The sequence below is a fragment of the Paenibacillus sp. FSL F4-0125 genome, from assembly GCF_038008565.1.
GTDB lineage: Bacteria > Bacillota > Bacilli > Paenibacillales > Paenibacillaceae > Paenibacillus_AQ.
Window position 1 is genome coordinate 5,659,109 of record NZ_JBBOZJ010000001.1, and the last position, 22,957, is coordinate 5,682,065.

18 protein-coding genes and 1 riboswitch are annotated in these 22,957 nt (G+C 44.5%); of the genes, 3 read left to right on the top strand and 15 right to left on the bottom strand.

Going from position 1 to position 22,957, the window contains the following annotated elements; translation table 11 throughout:
• Positions 1 to 51: 51 nt before the first annotated feature.
• Together NST74_RS25100 and NST74_RS25105 are read right to left on the bottom strand one after the other, a co-directional pair.
• Positions 52 to 765 (bottom strand): hypothetical protein, encoded by a 714-nt coding sequence (locus NST74_RS25100; RefSeq protein WP_341115045.1) that lies wholly within the window; start codon positions 763 to 765, stop codon positions 52 to 54.
• A 214-nt stretch (positions 766 to 979) separates the two neighbouring features.
• Entirely contained in the window at positions 980 to 2,377 is a 1,398-nt protein-coding gene (locus tag NST74_RS25105) for an MATE family efflux transporter (RefSeq protein WP_341115048.1), read from the bottom strand.
• 160 nt (positions 2,378 to 2,537) lie between these two features.
• Between NST74_RS25105 and NST74_RS25110 the strand changes: the two genes are divergently transcribed.
• Positions 2,538 to 3,419, top strand: coding sequence for a helix-turn-helix transcriptional regulator (locus NST74_RS25110; RefSeq protein ID WP_341115049.1), 882 nt, complete (start codon positions 2,538 to 2,540; stop codon positions 3,417 to 3,419).
• 70 nt (positions 3,420 to 3,489) lie between these two features.
• Here NST74_RS25110 and NST74_RS25115 read toward each other — a convergent pair whose 3' ends face one another.
• The 3 genes from NST74_RS25115 to NST74_RS25125 all read right to left on the bottom strand — a co-directional run bounded on the left by NST74_RS25115 (position 3,490) and on the right by NST74_RS25125 (position 6,947).
• Positions 3,490 to 5,097: an extracellular solute-binding protein gene (locus tag NST74_RS25115; RefSeq protein ID WP_445668214.1), complete on the bottom strand. Its 1,608-nt coding sequence runs from the start codon at positions 5,095 to 5,097 to the stop codon at positions 3,490 to 3,492.
• A gap of 69 nt (positions 5,098 to 5,166) precedes the next feature.
• Complete coding sequence (locus tag NST74_RS25120) at positions 5,167 to 6,060, bottom strand: carbohydrate ABC transporter permease (protein WP_076121232.1); 894 nt, start codon at positions 6,058 to 6,060, stop codon at positions 5,167 to 5,169.
• A gap of 11 nt (positions 6,061 to 6,071) precedes the next feature.
• Complete coding sequence (locus tag NST74_RS25125; protein WP_139328631.1) at positions 6,072 to 6,947, bottom strand: ABC transporter permease; 876 nt, start codon at positions 6,945 to 6,947, stop codon at positions 6,072 to 6,074.
• A gap of 504 nt (positions 6,948 to 7,451) precedes the next feature.
• Between NST74_RS25125 and NST74_RS25130 the strand changes: the two genes are divergently transcribed.
• Both NST74_RS25130 and NST74_RS25135 read left to right on the top strand, forming a co-directional pair.
• The gene (locus NST74_RS25130) at positions 7,452 to 9,686 is read left to right on the top strand and encodes an AraC family transcriptional regulator (protein ID WP_341115054.1); all 2,235 of its coding nucleotides are present in this window, start codon (positions 7,452 to 7,454) and stop codon (positions 9,684 to 9,686) included.
• Between the two features lie 217 nt (positions 9,687 to 9,903).
• Positions 9,904 to 11,940, top strand: coding sequence for an exosporium glycoprotein BclB-related protein (locus NST74_RS25135; RefSeq protein WP_341115055.1), 2,037 nt, complete (start codon positions 9,904 to 9,906; stop codon positions 11,938 to 11,940).
• A gap of 239 nt (positions 11,941 to 12,179) precedes the next feature.
• Here the strand turns inward: NST74_RS25135 and NST74_RS25140 are convergent, their stop codons facing one another.
• From NST74_RS25140 to NST74_RS25185, 10 genes are all read right to left on the bottom strand, one after another.
• On the bottom strand, positions 12,180 to 13,292 hold the full coding sequence (locus NST74_RS25140) for a cysteine desulfurase family protein (RefSeq protein ID WP_341115057.1): 1,113 nt from the start codon (positions 13,290 to 13,292) through the stop codon (positions 12,180 to 12,182).
• 49 nt (positions 13,293 to 13,341) lie between these two features.
• Positions 13,342 to 14,379 carry a tRNA 2-selenouridine(34) synthase MnmH gene (mnmH, locus tag NST74_RS25145; protein ID WP_341115058.1) on the bottom strand — a complete coding sequence of 346 codons (1,038 nt, stop codon included), beginning with the start codon at positions 14,377 to 14,379 and terminating at the stop codon, positions 13,342 to 13,344.
• Between the two features lie 56 nt (positions 14,380 to 14,435).
• Positions 14,436 to 15,497, bottom strand: a complete 1,062-nt coding sequence (gene selD / locus NST74_RS25150; protein ID WP_445668156.1) for a selenide, water dikinase SelD — start codon at positions 15,495 to 15,497, stop codon at positions 14,436 to 14,438.
• A gap of 368 nt (positions 15,498 to 15,865) precedes the next feature.
• Positions 15,866 to 16,675, bottom strand: coding sequence for an alpha/beta fold hydrolase (locus NST74_RS25155; protein WP_341115059.1), 810 nt, complete (start codon positions 16,673 to 16,675; stop codon positions 15,866 to 15,868).
• 106 nt (positions 16,676 to 16,781) lie between these two features.
• Positions 16,782 to 16,968: riboswitch (cyclic di-AMP (ydaO/yuaA leader) on the bottom strand.
• A 221-nt stretch (positions 16,969 to 17,189) separates the two neighbouring features.
• Positions 17,190 to 17,363 (bottom strand): hypothetical protein, encoded by a 174-nt coding sequence (locus NST74_RS25160; RefSeq protein WP_170880375.1) that lies wholly within the window; start codon positions 17,361 to 17,363, stop codon positions 17,190 to 17,192.
• 84 nt (positions 17,364 to 17,447) lie between these two features.
• The gene (locus NST74_RS25165) at positions 17,448 to 18,242 is read right to left on the bottom strand and encodes a Nif3-like dinuclear metal center hexameric protein (protein ID WP_445668215.1); all 795 of its coding nucleotides are present in this window, start codon (positions 18,240 to 18,242) and stop codon (positions 17,448 to 17,450) included.
• Between the two features lie 104 nt (positions 18,243 to 18,346).
• Complete coding sequence (locus tag NST74_RS25170; RefSeq protein ID WP_341115062.1) at positions 18,347 to 19,366, bottom strand: endo-1,4-beta-xylanase; 1,020 nt, start codon at positions 19,364 to 19,366, stop codon at positions 18,347 to 18,349.
• A gap of 42 nt (positions 19,367 to 19,408) precedes the next feature.
• Entirely contained in the window at positions 19,409 to 20,944 is a 1,536-nt protein-coding gene (locus tag NST74_RS25175) for a glycoside hydrolase family 43 protein (RefSeq protein WP_341115063.1), read from the bottom strand.
• Positions 20,945 to 20,991: 47 nt separating this feature from the next.
• A complete protein-coding gene (locus tag NST74_RS25180; protein ID WP_076120963.1) occupies positions 20,992 to 21,894 on the bottom strand; it encodes a carbohydrate ABC transporter permease in 903 nt (300 codons plus the stop codon).
• A 59-nt stretch (positions 21,895 to 21,953) separates the two neighbouring features.
• Positions 21,954 to 22,925 (bottom strand): ABC transporter permease, encoded by a 972-nt coding sequence (locus NST74_RS25185; RefSeq protein ID WP_076120957.1) that lies wholly within the window; start codon positions 22,923 to 22,925, stop codon positions 21,954 to 21,956.
• Positions 22,926 to 22,957: the final 32 nt, after the last annotated feature.

Genomic DNA, 22,957 nt, shown 5'->3' on the forward strand with positions numbered 1-22,957 from the left:
CCGGTAAAGCAGCATGGCTTCCCGGCACTTTCAATACATATCTCGAACCACTTAAGCACGATTTACTTTACGGTGTTTTCTTTTTCTGACGAAAAATAGAATTGCAGCAATGATCACCACCACTAGGATGATTAACATGATCACTATATTCCATACATTCGGCACATAAATCTGCATTTTGATCGGCTCCGTATCCCCCAGCGTAACATTCCAGGTAAGTGTTCTGCCTTCATCAACCGTTGCATTATTATCACCAACTAGATCTATTGGCAACGTTAATTTAAAATCAAATGCCAAGTTCTTCAGCACCGCCCGAATAATCGGCTTCGATAAACTCAACGTCCCCATATTATCCATGATGGTATCCATATAGCTATTAAATTGGGGCTGTGCCTCAACATCATACGTGGTATATAACAAATTCTTTTTAGTAACGAGCCGTAGATCCACAATATCCAGCCCCATAGAGGTTGAACCTATATCCTCAAATGAAGGGTAATTTTTCTGAATTTCATAGACTGTAGACTTACCTTCTTGTCGTTTTTCTAACTGAATCCCGTCCTCCTTCAATTTATCTGTCAGACTCTTCTCCATTTTATCGCTGATCAACGCTTCTGTACGGGAATCCAATTTCACGTTCATTGCTAAATCTACGCTTTGATTCTTATTCACCGTAACGTGAACGGTACCATTAGAGCATCCCGATATTAGTATCATCATTAAGAGCAGTGCTAGGATCGTCAAGCCTCTCCATTTTAACGGCATTTTCCTCAAACCCTTCAGTAGTATGTATTTATAAAACAGCTACCCATGCTCTAAAGGCTAACTCATTTATCCGTTCGAATCAAACTTAATATGAATGAACATCTATTTATTCGCGAAAAAAAGAGGTGATCTCAAAGTAATAAGCTCTACTCATGGAATCACCTCTTTCTCCAAAAAAGCACGGACAAATCGCTGCCTGTATTCTATTTACTCCTTAAATGCTAAGAAAGGCTCTTCTTTTACTTCCGCTGTGAATAGAGGCATTCTCTTCGCTCTTTAAAATATCCGCCTGACGGAGAACCTTTCTCCCTTTCCAGCGCATAAGAACAAGCATCCCCCGTACAAATTCATCAGCAATCATACAGCAGTAGATCCCTGTGAGCCCCCAGCCTAAGCTAATGCCAAACCAGTAGGAACACCCCACTCCAATAATGGACATAGAAACGATAGAAGTATACATCGTATATCGGGTATCACCGATGGCGTTCAATGCATTACCCATGGCCATATTCAACATTTTGCAAGGCTGCAGTAAGAGATTTAGAGCCAGCAGGGAAATCCCAATAGCAATAATCCGCGGGTCGGAAGTGAAATAACCTAGCAGATTCCTTCCGAAAAGAAATAGCAATAACATGTTCGCTGTTACAATGGCTAACCCGATATACAGTGTGCGATACGCACTACGGTAAGCCTCTTTCAATTTGCCTGCCCCGAACAAATGCGCGATCTGTATCTGTCCGGCTAGCGCGATTGCATATCCTAACGTGAAGCAAAAGGACTCTAAGGTGTTAAGATAAGTCCGTGCTGCTAACGCTTCAGCTCCAAGTGCGGCTAGAAAGGAATATACAATGAGCTGAGAGAACACCCAGCAGGAAGAATTAATTCCAAGTGGCCAAGCAATCTTTATAATTTCCTTGAATAGCTTGCCGTTGAATATACGGAAATCTCTAAGTCTTATCTTAATCTGGAAGGAACCTCTAAACATGGTATACAGCATGATCACTCCGACCAGTCTACTGATAATACTTGAGATCGCAATTCCCGCAAGCCCTAGCTGTGGCAGACCGAACATCCCGAATATAAAGATATAGTTCAGAATAATATGGATGACATTTATGATGATCCCTGTGTACATTGGCCCTCTGGTATTTCCTGTATTTCGAATCGCTGTACCAAGGGATGCAATCATCCCCACCAAAAATAGTCCGCCGCCGACATACGCGATATAGACATTAGACAGTGATAATAGCTCAGGCGATATATTTAGAATCCCTGCTATTGGAGCCGCATAGAAGAACAAGATGATGCTCACGACAATACCAAGGATGAGACTAACCGATACGCCCATAATTGCGATTGTACGCGCTTCGCTGAAACGTTTTGAACCCATTCTTTGCGCGATCAGGATACCCGCCCCGCCCGCAAAGGTGGTAAAAAGTGTGGTCAACGCACCGAACAATTGATTGGAAATGCCGACTACGGCGACTGCATCATCAGAAATACGGCTGACCATTAGCGTATCCACCGTACCTAGCAGGGTCTGAAGAAACACCTCTATAAATATAGGCCAAGCCAATACCCATAGTCCAAAGCCCTGTCTTTCTTTTTTCACTAAACAAACCTCCCCTTAAACCAAACATGCATACTGGACCTGAGAAACAGCATATCTTTTCTTTAGGTCAGACTAAATTATAGATGATATACTTTTGGTGATGGTACAGATTTCAAACCAAAAATTACATTATTCTAACCTCATAAAAGGAGATTTCTCCATGAACATTTTTAATTTTACCGTCCCGCCAATGCTCTACTATATCGTAAGTGGATTGCACACCTTCTCACCAGGGCATTACCACATGAGCCGCCACAATATCAATGTATTTGACTTGCTTGTAGTCAAGCAGGGCTGCCTATATATGAATGAAGGAGGCCTCACCTTTCAGGTACGCGCAGGTCAGGCACTGCTTCTTCGTCCAGATAGCCATCATTTCAGTACGGACAGCTGTAAGGAGTACACCTCTTATTATTGGCTTCATTTTCAGACCGTCGGTGAATGGAATATTTCCGAGGCTACAGCTGCAACTCCAGACACAGAACACACCAGAGTGGAGCATCCTCTTCATTCTGACGAATTTAATATACGCACTTTCACCTTACAGCTGCCTCAATATACCACGCTGCTGCAACCATCCAAGATGGAAGAACTGCTCTCGCAGCTGAATCAATTAGCGCCTAATTCCCATTTGAGCGATACTCCATTTCAGCAGCAGTTGCTGTTCCAAGAGGTTCTCCAGCAATTATCCGCCTCTCTGAGCCATGAGCGCCCCTCTCCCTCCAAACTGTGTGCAGAGCAAGCTGCCTCCTATCTGCGAAGTCATTTCCGTGAACACATCACTGCACAGCAGTTAGGAGAAAGCTTAAACTTTCATCCGGTATATATCGCTCGCTGCATGAAAAAGGAGTATGGCTGTGCACCCATGGATTATCTGCTGCACTACCGGATTCAGCAGAGTAAGCTACTGCTGATGCAGACCAGTTATACGATTGCCCGGATCGCTGAGGAAGTCGGCTTCAATCAAGCCCCTTACTTCAGCTCCAGCTTCGTCCGCATTGAGGGGACCACTCCGCGGGAGTTCCGCCAGCGCTTCTCGTAGTCTCCTAGAATACAAAAAAAGGATGTTCCCCCGCCTCCATGGCTTAAGGAACATCCTTTACTCTTCTGTTTTACAAACCCTTCTCCTGTGCGTAAGCATCCCATTGCTTGATATATTCCGCCTGGATCTTCTCAAGACCAGCCTGCTTAGCCTTCTCCATGAAGGTAGCTAGACCCGCATCAACATCCTCTACCAATCCGGCTTGCAGCGGATACAGGTATTGCTTCTCTACCTGCTCCAATGCCGCTTTTTCAGCCTGATAAGAGGTGTAATCTTCTGCAAAGCCTGTGAAGATATCCGGTTTCTGAATCTTGTCGAGATCAGCAAAGATTTCCTTCACACCATCATAGGATTTGTCGAATATCATAAATTCCGGGTTCCGCCATGCCCAGCCATTCATCCCTTCACGAGTGAAACCGTTCGTAGAAGCGTCTCCAATAAGCTCATAATAACCGTTTGCATCAACCTTATAGTTTTTCCCCTCAACACCGTATTGTGTCAGCTGATTGTAACGTTTATCCAAAACCATCTTCTCATAGAAGGCTAGTGCGCGTTCCGGGTTCTTGCTGCCCTTCGGAATCGCGAACCCATTATGAATAGGATGCACTGGTGTTGCGTAACCAATAGTTTTACCGTAAGGGTAGTAACCCAGCTCCCAATCTGGATGGGCCGCTTTAACTTTCATCAACGTATCGTTGAAGCGGGTCGGGTTATCTCCGAAAATACTTGCTGCTTTTCCAGCAATAATCGGAGCCTGAATAGTATCCTTCACGTTCAATACATTTTTGGAGATTAAGCCTTTTTCCTGCCAGCGTCTCATGGTCAGCAGTTCTTCTTTATGTTCCTCCGAGCCCCAGTAAAGATAAGCCTTCGCAGGATCGCTGTACTTGATTCCAATACCGTAAGGCAGCGGGCTTCCAACCATCGCGTTAAGTGTGGTGTAGACATCATGCAGATTCCCCCTCACATCACTGTTAAAGGATGCTGGCGACATCTTCGGTTCATTCTTCTTAATACCTTCCATATATGCTTCATAACTGGCCAAGTCTGTCGGCTGAGGCAGGTTGTATTTCTTGCGCAAATCCTCACGCCATACGAAACCATTCGTTACATACTCCTTATAAGTCGCAGGTACAGTGTAGATCTTCCCATCAATCTTAACGGCTTCCCACATGTCCTGCGGTACAAATTGCTGAAGGGCTGGAGCAGCCTTCGGCAGCAGATCATCTATAGCCAAAAAGGCCCCTTTTTTAGCGTAAGCTTGATACTGTGTCCAGTCTGCAGTGAATATCAAATCAATCGATTGACCAGAAGATAGCAGCAATTTGTACTTCTGATCCCAGTCTGTCCAAGTTGTATAATTGAATTTAACGGTCGCATTCAGATCTTCTTCAGCCATCTTGTTAATTTGCGACTCAATACTTGAAAGATCCTTCGGAGCATCACCCAGCATATAAAATTGCAGTTCAACCTTCTTAGATGTATCCAGCCCCGTTTTCTCCTCTGTCCCGGCGTTGGTACTCTGAGCTGTATTTCCCCCGTTGTTGCTCTCTTTTACTGCTGCATTTTCCTTGTTCGCGGAATTAGAGTTTCCCCCACAGCCCGCCAGTAGAGCTAAGCTCAGTACTGACGTTAGCAGAATAGAGCTGCCTTTGCCCCGTAGTTTGTTCATCTGAATCCTCCCTTTTCACTATGATTCTATGTTAGCCGACTATCCCCTAATCCTCATAGGGACCAAGTTGCGGTTCTAACCTTTTACAGCTCCGATGGTCAACCCCTTGACGAAGTAACGCTGAACGAATGGATACAGAAATAGAATAGGCCCAGTCACAACAATCGCCATGGCCATTTTGGTAGATTCCGCAGGGACTTCCGTAGCCAATGACACCCCGGTTCCAGCACCCATCTGCGCAATAAACTGTGCCGAATTGATAACATTGTACAGATAGAACTGTAGCTGATATTTATGGGTATCGTTGATAAACAGGGAAGAGGTGAACCAGTCATTCCAATAATACAAAGCAAGGAACAAGCCGACTGTAGCAATCCCCGGCATGGATAGCTTCAGCACGATCTGCCAGTAAATCCGGAAATCACCGGCCCCGTCCATTTTTCCGGAATCAAACAACTCCTCGGGGACTGCTGATTTCACGAAGTTTTTCATTAAAATAATTAAGAACGGTGTCATCAGGCCTGGTAGCACCAATACAGCATAAGAATCCAACAGACCGAGATATTTAGTAATCATGATGTACCACGGAACAAGTCCTCCACCAAACAAGGTTGTAAAATAAATATAAAAGGAGAATGTATTACGGTATTTAAAATCCTTGCGAGCCAGCACGTAACCCGACATCGTCATGAAGAAGAGTCCTAATGCCGTTCCCACTACAGTGGTGACAATGGTGACCGTGTAAGCACGCAGCACTTCATCCGGGAATATAAAGACCGTCTTGTAGCCTTCAAGAGAGAATTGCCCGGGAATCAGATGATATCCGTCCCGGATAATGGATTCATTGCTGGTTAATGATGCAGATATAATCAGCAGAAAAGGCAGCAGGCACGCAACCGACAGCCCAAGGATGACCACATAGGCGATGGCATGAAGCATCCGAGTATATTTGTCCTTTTGAATTTGCATTTCTTGTCCTCCTAGAACAGGGCGTAGTCATCGTTTATTTTGCGGATAATATAGTTAACCGTCATGATGAGGACAAAGCCGAACAAGGATTGATAGACTCCGGCTGCTGTCGCCATACCCACATCGAAGGTTACTTTAAGCGAACGGTATACGTAAGTATCAAGAATATCTGTCGTATTGTAGAGCAGCCCGTTATTACCTATTAATTGATAGAACAGATCAAACTGCCCCTTCATGATACTTCCGAGCGCAAAGAGCAGCAGCACCACAAAGGTTGATTTCAGCATCGGCACTGTAATATACCAAATCCGCTGAAAAATATTAGCGCCATCAATCTTAGCCGCTTCATAATATTCATCACTGATGCCTGTAATCGCTGCTAGATAGATGACCATGCTATAGCCAAGATTCTTCCATAGATAGAAGATAATAATTAGAAAGATCCAAGCCCAGGGTTTACTGTAGACATCCACCGGATCGAGTCCAAACTGCGTAAGCATTGTATTCAAGAAACCGCTGTCATAATTGAACAGGTTGTAGACAATAACACTTAGAATGACGAAGGATACAAAGTATGGCAGAAACATTATCGATTGACTAATCTTTTTAAACCATTTCCCATTCAGTTCACTTAAGAGGATCGCACAAGCAATCGCCAATACATTACCAAGTACAATAAAAGCAATGTTATAACCTATCGTGTTCATTGTCAGCTTCACCAGCGTACCGGATCGCCAGAGAAACTCGAAATTCTGCAACCCGACAAACTTGGAATTGAACATACTGCTGTTGAAGTCAAATTGAGTGAACGCATAATAAATACCTACCATTGGAAAATAGGAGTTCACCAAGAAAAAGATCAAGGTGGGCAGCAGCATCAGAAACATTACCCGATTGTGCAGCAGTTCATAAATAAATCCCTTCTTCTTCCTTGTCGTTCGTAAGCGTGCTCTTCCATCGGCCTGGATGCCAAGTTCGACGGTTGAGATTCCTTTGGATGAGGTTTGGCTCAAGGTCTCTCACTCCCTTTAATGTAGAAGCTTCATAATTCCACTATAGGGCGATTCTTGTGAACACAGAAGTGAAGCTTCATAGCTTTCCTGCACAAACTGGAGAAGCTGCAATTGAACAATTGGAATGTTTATGGAGAAGCGATGAATCGAGGGATTGCCAGTGTACATAGGGGGACGCAGCAGAATATCCCGAAAAAAATGATGATATGTGCACAAATACTTATTTTATTCACAGTGGTTATAAAGGTAATTTACAGGATTTAAAGGTTACTCCACTGTTCTGTTCACTCTAGGGGAATTATAATAAGAGGACTTCCTATCTAAAGTTCATCCAGAGCATTGTCTAATAAACCGCAGGAATTTCAGGGGAGGGCGACTATGAAGAATAATGATATACGGAGAAAAAGACTGCTGTATGGCAAGCTGCTAACAACGATAACACTGTGTATATCGTTAACGCTTCTGGTCTCTACATTTGTATACTATACATACTACATCGGGGTCGAGAAAACACAGACCTTCCGCTCGGATCTAAGAGATCTGACTCAGACCGGCAAGAAGGTAGTCAACATGGCTGAAGTGGCGCAAACGCTTTCATTCCAGCTATATCGAACTAGCACGATTTCCCACCTGTTGTTCTATAACAAACCCTCCATTTATGAGGTTACGGCTGCGATGTCAGATCTCGGTAACTATCTGAATTCTATGCCGTACATTGAATCCATCTATGTATATAATCCGAATAACGACACGGTATATATCTCCGCTGCGCAAGGGCAGAACGGTGTGTACACCACACGAGAATTAGAGGACACTGAAATCATACAGATGTTAAATCATTATCAGGATTACAAAACATTCACTCCCATCCCGCGCACCTACTCCATCGGTGAACCCAAATCAGAAGCTATCTCCGTCTATACTTATCTCTGCTATGATGCAATCAATTGGGACCGCACCATTAACTCTGCTGTTATTGTTAATATATCAGCAGCTTGGATAAATAAGGAGCTAGCTAACAGTAATACAACCGGTAGTGGCAATACCTACCTCCTAGATGACCAAGATCGTTTTCTTTCGGGGAACAAGCTAACATTGGAAAAACTCTCGGCAGATGAGCGCATCTGGATAGAGCATCAAGTGAAAGACCGCTCTGCAGGCTATTTCACCGCTCCATATAAAAATCAGAAATCACTAGTATCCTATACTTCACCTGATTCCCTTGGCTGGCAGTATGTTCGCATTACTCCTTATGATGTAATCACAGAACAAACCAACCAAATCCGTAATACAACAATATTAATTTCTTTGATTATTCTAATATTAGGACTTATCATCTCTAGAATACTTTCCAAACGCCTCTACCTTCCTATTGATTCCATCGTAAGCCGAATGAATAGTCTGGAAGCTGACAAGCGCAACAGCATGTTTACGATTAGACAGAATTCTTTACGTAATCTTGTTCTCGGTATTAGATCCCCTCATAACAGCCGACCAAGTGATATGGAGCAGTTAAGTATTGCTTTCAGCTTAAACGGGAGTTACCGGCTGGTACTACTCCGTATTGACGAATATACCACCTTGCGACAAGAGAGAGGTTCTTATCTACTTCCGTACAAATTTGCCATCATGAATATTGCCTCGGAAATATGCGGTCAGACTTACCAAGTAGAGAGCGTCGATATGAACGACGATAGTGTAGTTATGCTACTAAGCAGTATGACGTCCGCTGAACCTCTGGATACAGAGTTGATCGAAGTACTGCTGCGACAAATCCGTGTGGCTTGCTGCGATTATCTGAGAATCGGACTGTCGCTCGTGTACAGTCCCGTTAGTGATAATCCGGAGCTACTAAACCGAATCTACAGTCAGGCTAAAGAAGCTTCCAAACATAGACTGTTTTATGGGCATGGATGCCTGATCAACGCCGAGAAGATCAACAAATTGCAGTATAACCTATACTCTTATCCGGCAGATAGCGAGAAGAAGCTAGTTGATGCGCTTACCAGTGGTAGGACGGATGAGGCACGCAGCCATTTCTCCGGCATCTTGCGCGAAATGGAGCAATATCCCTATCATGTGCTAGAACTGACACTCTCTAGGGTGACTCTAACCATTAAGAGAATCTTTGATAATATCAAAAAGCTCAGCGCTACTACAGTGGATGACATGCTCAAGATGCCTTCACTTGAAAATTACGAAACGATGGAGGAGCTTGAAGAAGCTTTTTATAACCTCTTCGATAATATTCAGGAATTACAAGCCGATAAACGTAGCTCTAAGCAAAGTGATCTGATCCGGCAGATTAATCAAAAAATTAATCAATCTTACATGGATCCCGGCCTGAGCTTAAACCAGATTGCTGATGAGCTTAACCTGTCACCTATATATGTCAGCCGCCTTTATAAGCAACAAACAATGACAGCCATTGTGGATGTCATCATGGATGTACGGATGCAGGAAGTCTGCCGCCTTCTGACAGACAGCGATCTATCCGTTTCGGATATTGCTGAAATGACTGGCTTCACCAGCAGTTCTTATCTTCATCGAATGTTCAAGCGCAATTTCAGCATCACGCCAATAGAATACCGTCGCTCTAATACCCGTTTATAGAACTAAATGCTGATTTACAACACTACTTTAGATATAACTCTTATGAAGGGTGAGACTACTTCTACTTAACTACTCTATCAATAAGGCAGGCCACCGGTAATACTGACTTTCAACGCGACGATTGTAACAACTTCCGCTTCTCAGAATATGCTGATTGGGCAGATTCCCAATTTTTAAAGGAATGAAGAGGAGAAGCTCAAGGAGGAGATACAGAAATATGTCGGATCATAGTCATAGACCATTCAAAGGTGACGCTATCCTTAACAAGCAAGGAAGAATAAGCAGTCCTGTGAGAAAAAGGGAGTGTACTGCTCTATTAAAAATAGTCACTGAGCTCGCTACAGTGGTACCGCCCGCACTTATGAATCCCACAATACTTCATATTACTAATCTTCAAAGAGTGTTAAGAGAACTCATGGAATTCTTGCATGAAGCTAAGATATGCAGCCCTTTTAGAACGGAGCTTCTTTCTGTAGTAGAAATAACCATTGTATCTACAGAGGTCAGTCCCTTCTCCGTCGTAAGCGTGGGTACCAATCTTCAACAACTATTAGCTGAGTTATTGTCTTTTGTTCTTGCCACAAAGATTGACCCTCATTGCAAAGATCAGTTGGTTATTCAAATCAGGCATATTCAGGCTTCTATTTCACAAGCACTTGGCCTCCCCGTTAAAGGTGCCACTGGGCCACAGGGTCCGCAGGGGCCTCAAGGACCTCAAGGACCTAAGGGATCCACTGGTGCAGGGCTGCAAGGTATTGTAGTCTTTAATCCCGCGCAAAGCCCGTTATATCCAGCGGGTCAAGTTGTAACCTTTAATGGCAGCACCTATATAGCTACTGTTGCTGGACCCAAAGGAATCCCCGGTAGTTCATCAGATTATTTACTGATTGCTGGTGGAGCGACAGGCGCGACTGGAGCGCAAGGGCCTCAGGGACCGCAAGGACCTCAAGGACCTCAAGGACCGCAAGGACCTCAAGGGCCTCAAGGGGAATATGGTGTTGGTGGGACAGGCGCGACTGGTGCGACTGGTGCGCAAGGTATACAGGGACCTCCAGGACCTGGTGCAGGGGCAACTGGGCCGACAGGCGCTACAGGTACTGCCGGGCTTGCTGGGCCGACAGGCGCTACGGGTACCGCCGGACTTGCTGGACCGACAGGTGCTACAGGTACCGCCGGGATTGCTGGGCCGACAGGCGCTACGGGTACTGCCGGGCTTGCCGGGCCGACAGGCGCTACGGGTACCGCCGGGATTGCTGGGCCGACAGGCGCTACGGGTACCGCCGGGCTTGCTGGGCCGACAGGCGCTACGGGTACCGCCGGACTTGCTGGGCCGACAGGCGCTACGGGTACTGCCGGGATTGCTGGGCCGACAGGCGCTACAGGTACTGCCGGACTTGCTGGGCCGACAGGTGCTACCGGTACCGCCGGGCTTGCTGGGCCGACAGGCGCTACCGGTACCGCCGGGCTTGCTGGGCCGACAGGCGCTACCGGTACTGCCGGGCTTGCTGGGCCGACAGGCGCTACGGGTACCGCTGGGCTTGCTGGGCCGACAGGTGCTACAGGTACTGCCGGACTTGCTGGGCCGACAGGTGCTACCGGTACCGCCGGGCTTGCTGGGCCGACAGGCGCTACGGGTACTGCCGGGCTTGCTGGGCCGACAGGCGCTACGGGTACTGCCGGGCTTGCTGGAGCTACGGGTGTTACCGGAGTTACAGGCGTTACTGGTGCAACCGGTGGGGGTGCAATCATTCCGCTGGCATCCGGTGGGCCTATTATTATGACCACAATTTTAGGCGGTTTAGTTGGAACAACAAGCCTTATAGGCTTCGGGAGTTCAGCCACAGGTATTTCTCTTGTTGGTGGAAATATTGATCTGACAGGTACAGTTCTTGGACCTCTTATCAACTTTGCAATGTCAGTTCCTCGTTCGGGAGTCATAACATCTGTTGCCGCTTACTTTAGTAATACCGTAGCTTTATCACTTATTGGTAGTACGGTAACTGTGACAGCACAATTATTCCAGTCTACCTTGCCAAATAACACATTTACTCCTATTCCAGGGGCTATAGTACCACTGCCATCTATCACAGGCACAGTTAATCTAGGAACTTTTGTCAGTGGAGCAACATTCGGTGTTGATTTCCCTGTAACAGCGCAAACTCGCCTTCTTATGGTCTTTTCGGCCACCGCTTCAGGACTCAGCCTTGTAAATACAGTCACTGGTTATGCAAGTGCAGGCTTCACTATTGTATAATCACTAATACTAATACAAATAAAAGCATCTGCCCTCCCTGCTAAAGGAGTGACAGATGCTTTTATTGTAATATGCGATTGCAATTTCTTAAGCTTTCGGACCGGAGAAACGCTATTGAGCAAAACAGGAGGTCAACTTCGTCTTTTTTGTGCAACTAAGAGCGCCTGAGTCCTATAAAAAGTCTATTCCCCGGGAATCATACTAGGCCGCCATCAGCTACTCCATCTCTGACAATCTACTCACAGCAAATACTCTTTCAACTTATCGATAACCTCATCGATCTCTGTTATAGTCGTATACCGTCCCACACTAAAACGAACCGCTCCCTGCCCAATACTTGCTGAGACATTCATTGCCTTTAGAACAGGCGAGATCAATGTTTCTCCAGAATGACAAGCTGAGCCTGTTGAGGCCGCCACATCTTCTAGCGAAGCAATCACTTCATGACCCACCACTCCAAGAAAACTAACGTTAAGCGTGTTAGGCAATCGCTTATCCCTATGACCGTTCAGGTGAATCTTATCGCCAAAAGCCTCCTGTAATCTGTCATAGAAATAATCTGCAACTTCTTTTACACGCGCTCTGGAGGTGGAGTCTGAAGCAAGCTCACAGGCTTTTCCTAATCCAATAATATATGGTGTGTTCTCCGTACCTGCTCGTCTACCATTTTCATGCCCCGCTCCGTGAATTAAAGGTTCGATATGAATGCCCTCTCGGATGTACAATGCTCCAATCCCTTTTGGTGCATACAATTTATGACCTGCCAGCGTTAGAAAATCCACCCCTAGCTCAGCCACATCGAGCACTACTTTTCCAGCGGACTGCGAAGCATCGGTATGTACAAGAACACCCCGTTCGTGGCAAGCCTCAGCTATTTCTTTGATCGGCTGGATCGTTCCCGTTTCATTGTTAGAATGCATAATGGAGACTAGTACGGTTTGGTCGGTAAGCTGCTTTTTCACATCGTCTACTTGTACCATTCCATACGAGTCAACAGGTACATAAGTAATCGTATAGCCCAACTGCTCCAGATACTGACACGGTTTAATGACAGCAGGATGCTCCACAGCAGACACAATCATATGATTGCCTTTATGTCGATACGTTTGAGCGACGCCCTTGATGACGGTATTATTCGATTCGCTGCCCCCGCTTGTAAAAAGCACCTCACCCGGCACGCAATTCAGGAAATTAGCCACCTGCGTTCTTGCTTGCTCGATTCCGAGTTTAGCTTCTTGCCCCAAAGAATGACTGCTTGAAGGATTGCCAAAATGACCATAAAGATACGGAATCATAGCCTCTGCGACTTCCTTATCTACAGGTGTTGTAGCGTTATAGTCTAAATAGATCATTTGTTACGCTGAGCCTCCTCTAAACCCTCATACATTAAGATACATAAAGCTATACTTCCTGATTATTTAAAAAAGAGCGCACCGCAGCCTCAGCTTCATCCAAGTTGTTCACCTTAAAGGTAACTCTCTCAATCCCTTCATACTGAGTAGAAGTATAATCGTATTTAGGATCATAGTAGTATTCTAACAGCAACGCCACAGCCTCTCCGAACAAATCTGCTTGCAAGCAACGCTCGATTTCTGCCGCAATAGGGATATGTATTCGAGATTTAATACTCCAAAATGCTGAAATGCACTGCTCTTTATATTCTTCTGGTCGATAATCTTCAAGGATTTGCTGAACTCTGGCTTGCAATGGCATTTCAATCCAAATCTGTGTTCCGATCTCTTTCTGCTCGGCCATGAATGGGGGCATTACGACCTTCCCAATCTTTTTGCTCTCCGCTTCAAACAGTACATAAGGAGAATCCCCAAGCTTAATTAATTCCTCCATAAGAAGACTATCGAACGTTTTCTGATTATTTGCACGAAGTCCGATCTCGCCAAAGATAGAACCGCGGTGACCCGCCATTCCTTCCAAATCCAGAACAGGATAGCTTTGTGCCTTCAGGCGGTGCAGCAGGTTTGTTTTACCTGTACCCGTATTTCCGTGAATCACATAAGGCTTCGCCTTGAATTTATAGGACTCCAGTTCGTCGAGTACCCATTTACGGTAAGCTTTATAGCCACCAATCAGTCGGTAAGCGTGAATATCCATTAAAGAAAGTACGGTCGCAGTTGTGCGGCTGCGCATACCTCCCCTCCAGCAGAATACAGCTTTGTCCCCTTGAATCGCTGCGAATTCTTTGACAAAGGTAGGCAGCTTCGCCGCAGCAATCTCCAAACCGCGTTCTTTCGCCGCCTGCACACTAGTCTGTTTATACAAAGTGCCTACTTCAGCCCGTTCCTCATCATCAAAAAAAGGAATGTTCAGACTATCCGGTAATGTCGAATCTTTATATTCAGAAGGAGATCGAACGTCGATCACAGTGATCTGCTTCTTATTTTTTAGCATTCTTAATTCTTCCAGTGTAATATCCTGAAACAATGCACTCTCTCCTCTGGTGGCTAACTTCTTAAGTTGCCTCTAAGCTGACTCTATCATTATTGCGCAGCTATTACCGTAATCTGACCCGGATGTTCTTCTGTTACTTCTCCGATCAATGCCGCTTCTACACCTGCAGCTATCAGCTCTTGTAGCAAGGCTTCACTTTGTTCAGGAGCAACAGAAATCAACAGTCCGCCAGAAGTCACAGCATCACACAGAATATAACGGCTTAATTGGTCCATCTCTTCCGGATAAAGAATGCTGCCCTCCAAATGGGCAAAGTTATTCTTAGTTCCACCTGGAACAAATCCCTGCTCAGCCAGCTCTCTTACTCTTGGCAGCATCGGTACATCGCCTTGACGAATAATCAGTCCGTGGTTACTTCCTTTAGCCATTTCCGAGGCATGTCCCAACAGCCCAAATCCAGTAACATCCGTACAAGCGTGCACATCATACGGCTCCATGATTTCAGCCGCTTTTTTATTCAATGTAGACATCACTGTAGTGAGGCGTGTGGTTTCTTCTTCTGATAGCTGATCCTTCTTAATAGAAGTTGTTAAGATGCCCACACCGATAGGTTTCGTTAGTATCAGCTTATCCCCCACCTGCGCGCCTGCATTCGTTCTTACTTTGTCCGGATGCACCAGCCCCGTAACAGCCAATCCGAATTTAGGCTCTTTATCGTCGATAGAATGTCCACCTACAAGCGTCGCTCCTGCTTCCTGCACCTTGTCCGCTGCACCGCGCAAAATGTCACCGAGAATGCTTTTATCCAGAACAGAGATAGGAAAAGCTACAATATTAAGCACTGTAAGCGGCTTACCACCCATAGCATAAATGTCACTTAACGCATTGGCTGCTGCAATTTGCCCAAAGGAATAAGGGTCGTCCACGATCGGTGTGAAAAAATCAACAGTTTGCACTAATGCGAGTTCATCGCTTAAACGATACACGCCTGCATCATCACTAGTATCCAAACCTACAAGTAGATCCGGGTTAGGAACGGTTGGTGGCAGACTGCGAATAACCTGCATGAGATCGGCGGGACCGATTTTGCAGCCGCAGCCTCCTTTTGAAGATAATGAAGTCAATTTTATAGTTTCGGCTTGAGACATCATGACTCAGCTCCTTTAGATAGTTAATATCGAATATCTTTAATCTTACATCAGTAGACAGCAATGTACAAAATGCATAGGTACCGATTGGATTTCATTATTCTGTTCTTTGAGAAGTGCTATGAGTGGTATTCTTTCGATTAATAGTATGCTAAAGGCTGGCTCATTCGTAGATTTCGCTACTTTGAGCCAGCCTTTAGTTCGATACTCTGTACTTTAGGGAGGTTTTCCCTATACTACTATACAAAAGAACGTCCCACAGCCAGTTCATACTCCCAGCTATAGAAAGCCCTCATATCCTGCTTAAACGTTAGCCGGCCATTAAGACCCTGAAGAGGTTTATGCAATCTAAGGTGCTTTCTCCACTAGGATCAACTGATCTGCTGAGCATCCTGATGTTTCTCCAAAAAACGCTGAAGAATAGCATTAAATTTCTCCGGCTGACACAGATTACTAGGATCTAATGCGTTAGGAATGATTGCTAACTGAGCATGCGGCAGCTGAGACACCATATCCTTCATACAGTTGACACCAAATTCACTAAAGTCACCGACTATACATAACGCGGGACGGTTAAAAGATTTTAAGCATCTAGTGTAATCCACATGACTCGTAGCCAGCCTTTGGCGATACAATTCCCGCGGACGTTTGTCGAGAAGTCCTCTTCTAATCTCGTTATAGGCCAGGTTCCAGCGTTCGCGATACATCATACGAATCGAAGGCAGTACAAGCTCACTAGGAGCGTAATACATTAACCAACTACAATATGCAGCCATAAGCTGAATTTTACCTACTATTGTTGATGCATGACTTCTACAAAAGCTATCCGCGACAACAATCGCCTTTACCCGTTCCGGGTATTGTTTCGCAATATGTTGAACGACGATCCCCCCATAGGCGCTCCCGACAAAAACCGCCTCACGAATGCCCAAATCATTCAATAGCATAATTATATCTAGGCATTGCGTTTCAATAATCTCGTTTGGAGCCTGCAGCAATTCACCTGATTTGCCATTCCCCCGTAAATCGCACAGAATCACTTTATATTTATCAGAAAAATACTCTAATTGTGGTTTAAACATGCTATGTGTTAATCCATGTCCATGGATAAACACAACCGGAGTCCCTGTTCCAATGATTTCGTAATAGAGCGAAGTTCCATTCAGTTTAGCAATAGGCAAAATTAACACCTCTTTCACAGGTAGGTTCTATATCTATATGTGCTTATAAACGCAGCAAAAAACCACAGAGGGATTCTCTGTGGCTATTCATCATCAAATACGCCATTCATCCTCTCTCCATACGCTTACGAGGTTAGCTGTCGGATTCGGGCAGTGAGAGTTGCCCTACCTGTATGGATGCACTATTAAGCATCTGTAACAGGATTCACCCCATAACTAGTACCGACTGTCATATCGATTTCCAGTTGTTGGTTCCCCCGCTTTCCTTAACGGAAATTAAGCGGACTTCTTATGTAATTGTCAGTTATGTGATGAATCATACTCCGTGTAAGGTTTCTTGTAAAGTTGAGCCCTGGGCAAAATAATGATGAAAGCCATGCTTTTCATTTCATATTGAGCATACTCTTCGTTTTCTCTTTCTATTGCTCTTGTTTACTCGGTTTATTAAGAAAAAGCCGAGCGGTCATCAGAGATCAATCCCTGAACCACTCGGCTTCTATATACAATCATTCGGCTACAACAGATCGGCGTTTTTCAATGCATGCTCCCAGCTCGGAAAAAAGAACAGCGCACTTCTCATAAGATCAGGATCGCTTTGCTTCACTTGTTTTTTGCTGATCGAGCTTCCGTCAGTTTGAAGCTTTTTGATACGACTTAACACTTCATCAGCCTCCAAAGGAATTTCCATTGAAACACTCCTTTCTCAGTGACCTGGTTTCCAATCATTTTCTCCATAATATGCAAATTTATTCTTCATTTCGATTTATAAGGATTAAACCAGCTGATAGATCGGTTGTTCTGCAATAAAATAAGTAGGAATCGTTGGGTATTTCTCTGCCAAAACTTCAGCTAAATATTTCATTCCCGGGGCTTCACTCTCCGCATGACCTAACATAATCAGCGCATTCGATCTACCTTGATGTACTGCATCCCTCACATATTCCGGAGTTTCCCACTCTGGCCCTTCGCCAGCAATCAGTAAATCAAGATTGTGCTGATTAAAAAGAGGGATAGCCATTGTCCCGCCTCCTCTGTAACCCACTGATATCCCCACATGTCTGCATACCTGGGATAGGTCACCAGCAACACGTACATAGGGGATTCCTAGTTTTCTTTTTATGTACTGAGCCGCTTCACTTACTGTCATGGCAGGAATCGTAAGGATTGTAGCAGCGGGTTGCTGCTCATCCACATAAGCTGACCATTCAAGCTCTCGCAGCAAGCCCACCATGATCCCATCCGGTTTATGACAATGCCAATAATCATGATAACGAAAAATAGCCATTTCAGAACGTTTGATCAAACTCAGTTTCGTGCGATAAACAGCGTCATCCTCTAACCACTCACTTGTCTCATGGTGACTGTAATACACACCTTCATGTGTGATCAGCAAATTGGCGTTCATAGCCATCGCTCGTTCCACAACATATTGCGTAGCGCAAAATGCTGTAACTATCCCTGTAACCACCATTTCTGGATTTCCTGGCTGAAGTGTATCCACAGTCCCCTCTATCTGTTCCTCAGTTCCCATTAAATCTTCCAGTATTGTTCTTATCGTAATGTTCACCGTAACCATCCCTTTGAGTTTCATTCTTCTGATCTACAAACAAATAACCCACCCTTATTTAATATAAGGACGGGTTATTTTACTACTTGAGCAGCTTACCCGCTCTATAATTTTGGGGCAGAGCCGATAATACGGTGAAAGGCTGGCTTCGGATGATGCCCTTCATCGAATAAGAAGGGCCAGTTCTTCCGACCACGAACAGGGAAATCATCCAGCCAGGTATAGTCATCCGCCGCTCCCCAGAACGTGACTGAACTAATTACGTCACGGTATTCTCTCAGCAGTGCGAACATCGTTTCATATCGATCTGCTTGAAGTTCGAGCAGATCAGCAGGTACTGTCTTTAAGTCCATTCGTTTGTCTTCAAAACGGAACATGGATACATCCAGCTCAGTCAATTGAAGCTGAAGTCCTAACGAGGCATATTTCTCAATCGCAGCACGAATATCATCAAGATTCGGATCGTATAGATTCCAGTGTGCCTGCAATCCGACGCCATGGATCGGCACCTCTTGATCCAATAGCGACTTCACCAGTTCATAGATTTTATCGCGCTTTAAGGGATTGGATTCATTATAGTCATTGTAGAATAATAATGCCTTAGGATCAGCTTCATGGGCGAATTCAAATGCTTTAGCTATAAAATCCGGGCCAACAATGTCGAGCCACTTCGAATGGCGAAGAAGCTCTTCTCCTTCATCGGCAATAACTTCATTCACAACATCCCAAGCATAAATATCTTCCTTATAACGTCCTACAACGGTCTGAATATGTGATTTGACTCGTGCAAGCAAAATCTCTCTGCTTACAGGTCCTCCGTTCTTATCCTTAAACAACCAATCCGTAGTCTGATTGTGCCAGACCAAGGTATGTCCGCGCATCGCCATCTTATGTTTCCGGGCGAAGGCAACTAGCTGGTCTGCTGCCCTAAAGTTATAAATATCCTCAAGTGGATGTAGACTTTCAAATTTCATCTCATTCTCAGCAGTTATACTGTTGAAATGATAAGCAAGCAAGTGCTCCTGTGATTGTATCGTAAATGGGTTGACCGCTGCGCCAATCTTGAAATTCTCCGAGAACACTGTCTTTAGTGCAGGCTCTGAGTAATCGCTAGCTTGTCTCATCAAGTTCCCTCCCTACAAAAGCGTACATATTTAGCATTCTACTCATGATGATCGATAGTCGAACCAATCAAAGTAAGCAGGAACCCCCGCCACTTTGCCATGTCCTGTCGCATATAAGCCAACAAGAACACCGGTAAATCCGTTTCCTTTGACAGCTTGAGGGGATAATGGATAGGCTAGAGCCCTAGATAGCTCGATCCATTCCTGACCATCCAAAGAATAAAGTAAAGTGTATTCCGTTAGCTCCGCCTGAATTTTCAGATATAAACACCCAGCAATCGTTGGAATCTCTGCAGCCACATGTGTTGTTCCATCAACAGTTAAATAAGCTGTAATCACTCTATGTCCATTTCTTTGCGATAGTGCAATTTCATAATGTGCATTCTCGTCCAATCTAGCACAGAGTCCAGCCTCTTCACCGTCCACGGTAGGGTTAAAATCCAGTAATGTACTCCATTCAGCTGAAGTATGCTGCTGTCTTCTGCCTATAAAGGCTACCTGACCCACTTCATTAAGGTCTTTCGATTGCCCTCGAAGAGCTAGAAAACCCGGACGTTGGCTTAGTGACCAGCTTCCCTCTGCCGGATTCCGCAGAAAGGCTAATTGCAACGGTAATACATGGTCATCAAAATCATATCTTCCGCTTGTCTCAGGTTTTGGCGAATGACCCGGTACACGTGGAACCTTCATCTCCAGTCCAACGGTATCTTCGTTATTATCAATCATAGGCCATCCATCTTCATTCCAAATTACAGGGGCAAGAAAGGTCTCTCTTCCTAGCACTGTATACTTGGAATCTACTAGACGTACTCCAAGGAATACGGCCCACCAATCCCCGTTACGATCTTCGATCAGATCAGCATGTCCTAGATACTGAATGGGACTATCAGTCCCGCGATGGGTCAATATCGGTTGCTCTAATCTTTCAAAAGGACCGTAAGGGGAGGAAGAACGACCGATAATTTCTCGGTGTTCCTTTGCCGTGCCGCCTGAAGCAGACATGATATAATACATTCCGTTAATTTTGTACAAATGTGGTCCTTCCGTCCAAGGTCCACCATCCCCAGTCCAGATGACAACAGGTTCTGTTAATGCTGCTCCTGTAGCAATGTCTATCTCATATTGAATAGCGTGGGAATCATAATCTGCTCCCTGCTGGGTGGTTACATATACCTTTCCATCCTCATCAAACATTAGGGAAGGGTCAATTCCTCCATAAGGAATACTAATCGGGTCTGACCACGGACCCGCTGGGTCCGTAGCCGTAACATAGAAATTCCCCTTCCCGTGTATTTCGGTCGTTATCATGTAAAACGTTCCTTCATGATACCGGATGGTTGGAGCAAATATACCTCCAGAGCTTTTGCTCTTACGTGTATCTAGCTGACTTACACGATCTAATACATGACCAATTTGTGTCCAGTGAATCAAGTCCTGGCTGTGAAAGATAGGCACCCCAGGAAAATATTCAAAGGAGCTACACACCAAGTAGAAATCATCCCCTGCTCGAGTGATGCTAGGATCTGGATAAAAACCTGGAAGTATTGGGTTCGTGTATGTGATTGGAGATGGAGTCATAATTCAACAAACAACCTTCCTATTATTTAATAGTGGGTGCAAGCTACTTATTCCTTCACGCTTCCTACGTTCATTCCAACTACAAAGTACTTTTGCATGAATGGATAGACTAGCAGAATCGGAACCGAAGCAACAATAGTAACGGCTGCACGAATGGACTTTGGAGTTACCAATGACCCCGCTGACTCCGCAGTTACCCCTGCCCCGTTAGCTACACTTGCGCTACTGTTCGCATTCATACTAGATTGTATTAGTTTCATTAATTCATACTGCAATGTACTCAAGTGCTGGCGGGAAGAGGTGTAGATAAAAGCATCAAACCATGCGTTCCATGCACCTACTGCGACAAAAAGGGCAATGGTAGCAAGGACAGGTTTACATAAAGGGAAGACTACTTTCATGAAAATCTTGAAATCCCCGGCACCGTCGATTCTCGCGGATTCCATAAGACTTTCATGTATGCTACCAATATAAGTACGAATAACGATCATATTAAATGCACTTATCATAGTCGGTATTACATATACCCAAAACGAGTTTAGCAGATGAAGCTCCTTAATAAGGAAATAGTTTGGTATCAGACCCGCATTAAAATACATGGTAAGGACGAAAATAATGGTAATCGGTTTGCGGAAAACATATTCTTTCCGGCTTAAAGTATAAGCAAGCATTGTGGTTAGAAATAGATTCAGGATCGTAGATATCACTGTTCGTGCAACCGAAATCCAAAAAGCAGGAATAATGGTACCTGAGGCAAAAACGGCTTTGTAGTTCTGTATAGTCCACTCCCTAGGCAATAGATAAATGCCGCCACGGATCGTATCGTTCCCCGCATTCAATGAAACTGCTATAGTATTTAGAAATGGATATAAGGTAACTATAACTATACATACCATAAATACAGCATTAAAGGTACCGAACAATACTGGTTCAAGACCTATATTTCTCATGCGTCTTCCACCATTACTTTTTGGAGATTTATGAGGTAATAATTGAGTTTTCTCCATGATTATAACAGCCTCTCTTCCCCTAGCCGCTTCGAGGTCCAGTTAGCTAATAGCAGCAACGTTACACTTACGACTGTTTTAAATATACCACCCGCAGTGGCTAAGGAATAATTCCCTTGGCCAATCCCGTATTTCAATACAAATATATCTATCGTATCCGACCAGTCTGCAGTAAGACCGTTCCCTAACAAGAACGGAACCTCAAATCCGACATCCAGCACATGTCCTATGGACATGATCATCAGGATTACAATGGTTGGTTTAATTCCAGGTAATGTTACATTGAACATTTTTCTGTACCGGTTTGCCCCATCGATCTCAGCAGCCTCATATAAAGCTGGATCTATAGAAGCAATAGCAGCCAAGTAGATGATTGTACCCCATCCCACCTCTTTCCAGACGGTTGAAGCACCCACAATACCCCAGAAATATTTCCCTTCACTGAGCCAAAGGATTGGTGAGTCAATAAGATTTAATTTCATGAGTAAGATGTTGATAATCCCGTCATTACCAACCGAAAGGGAGACACCTACAATCCCTGTTACAATGATCCAAGAGAGAAAGTGCGGCAAGTAGGATATGGTCTGCACGGTTCTTTTCCAAAATACATTTTTGATTTCATTAAGAAGTAAGGCTAATCCTATCGCAGTAATAAATCCTAGAATGAAATTAATTAAACCCATTGCCAATGTATTTCTAAATACCCTTAGAAAGGTATCGTCCGTAAATATTGCCTTGAAGTGCTTCAAGCCAACCCACGTTTGTTCGCCAAATGCCTTAGCTGGTTTATAATCCTGAAAAGCCATGGTCCATCCCCAAACAGGTACGTACGCAAATAGTACAATATACAGCAGCAATGGAACTGACATCCAAATCAACTGTTTCTGATTCTTAATCAAGGTCATAGTAATCGGTTGCTTCTTTTTTCTTTTAGGATGCCGGTTAACTTTTTTTCCCGTTAAAATCTCATCCATATATTTTCTCCCCACATCATCCATATATTTCA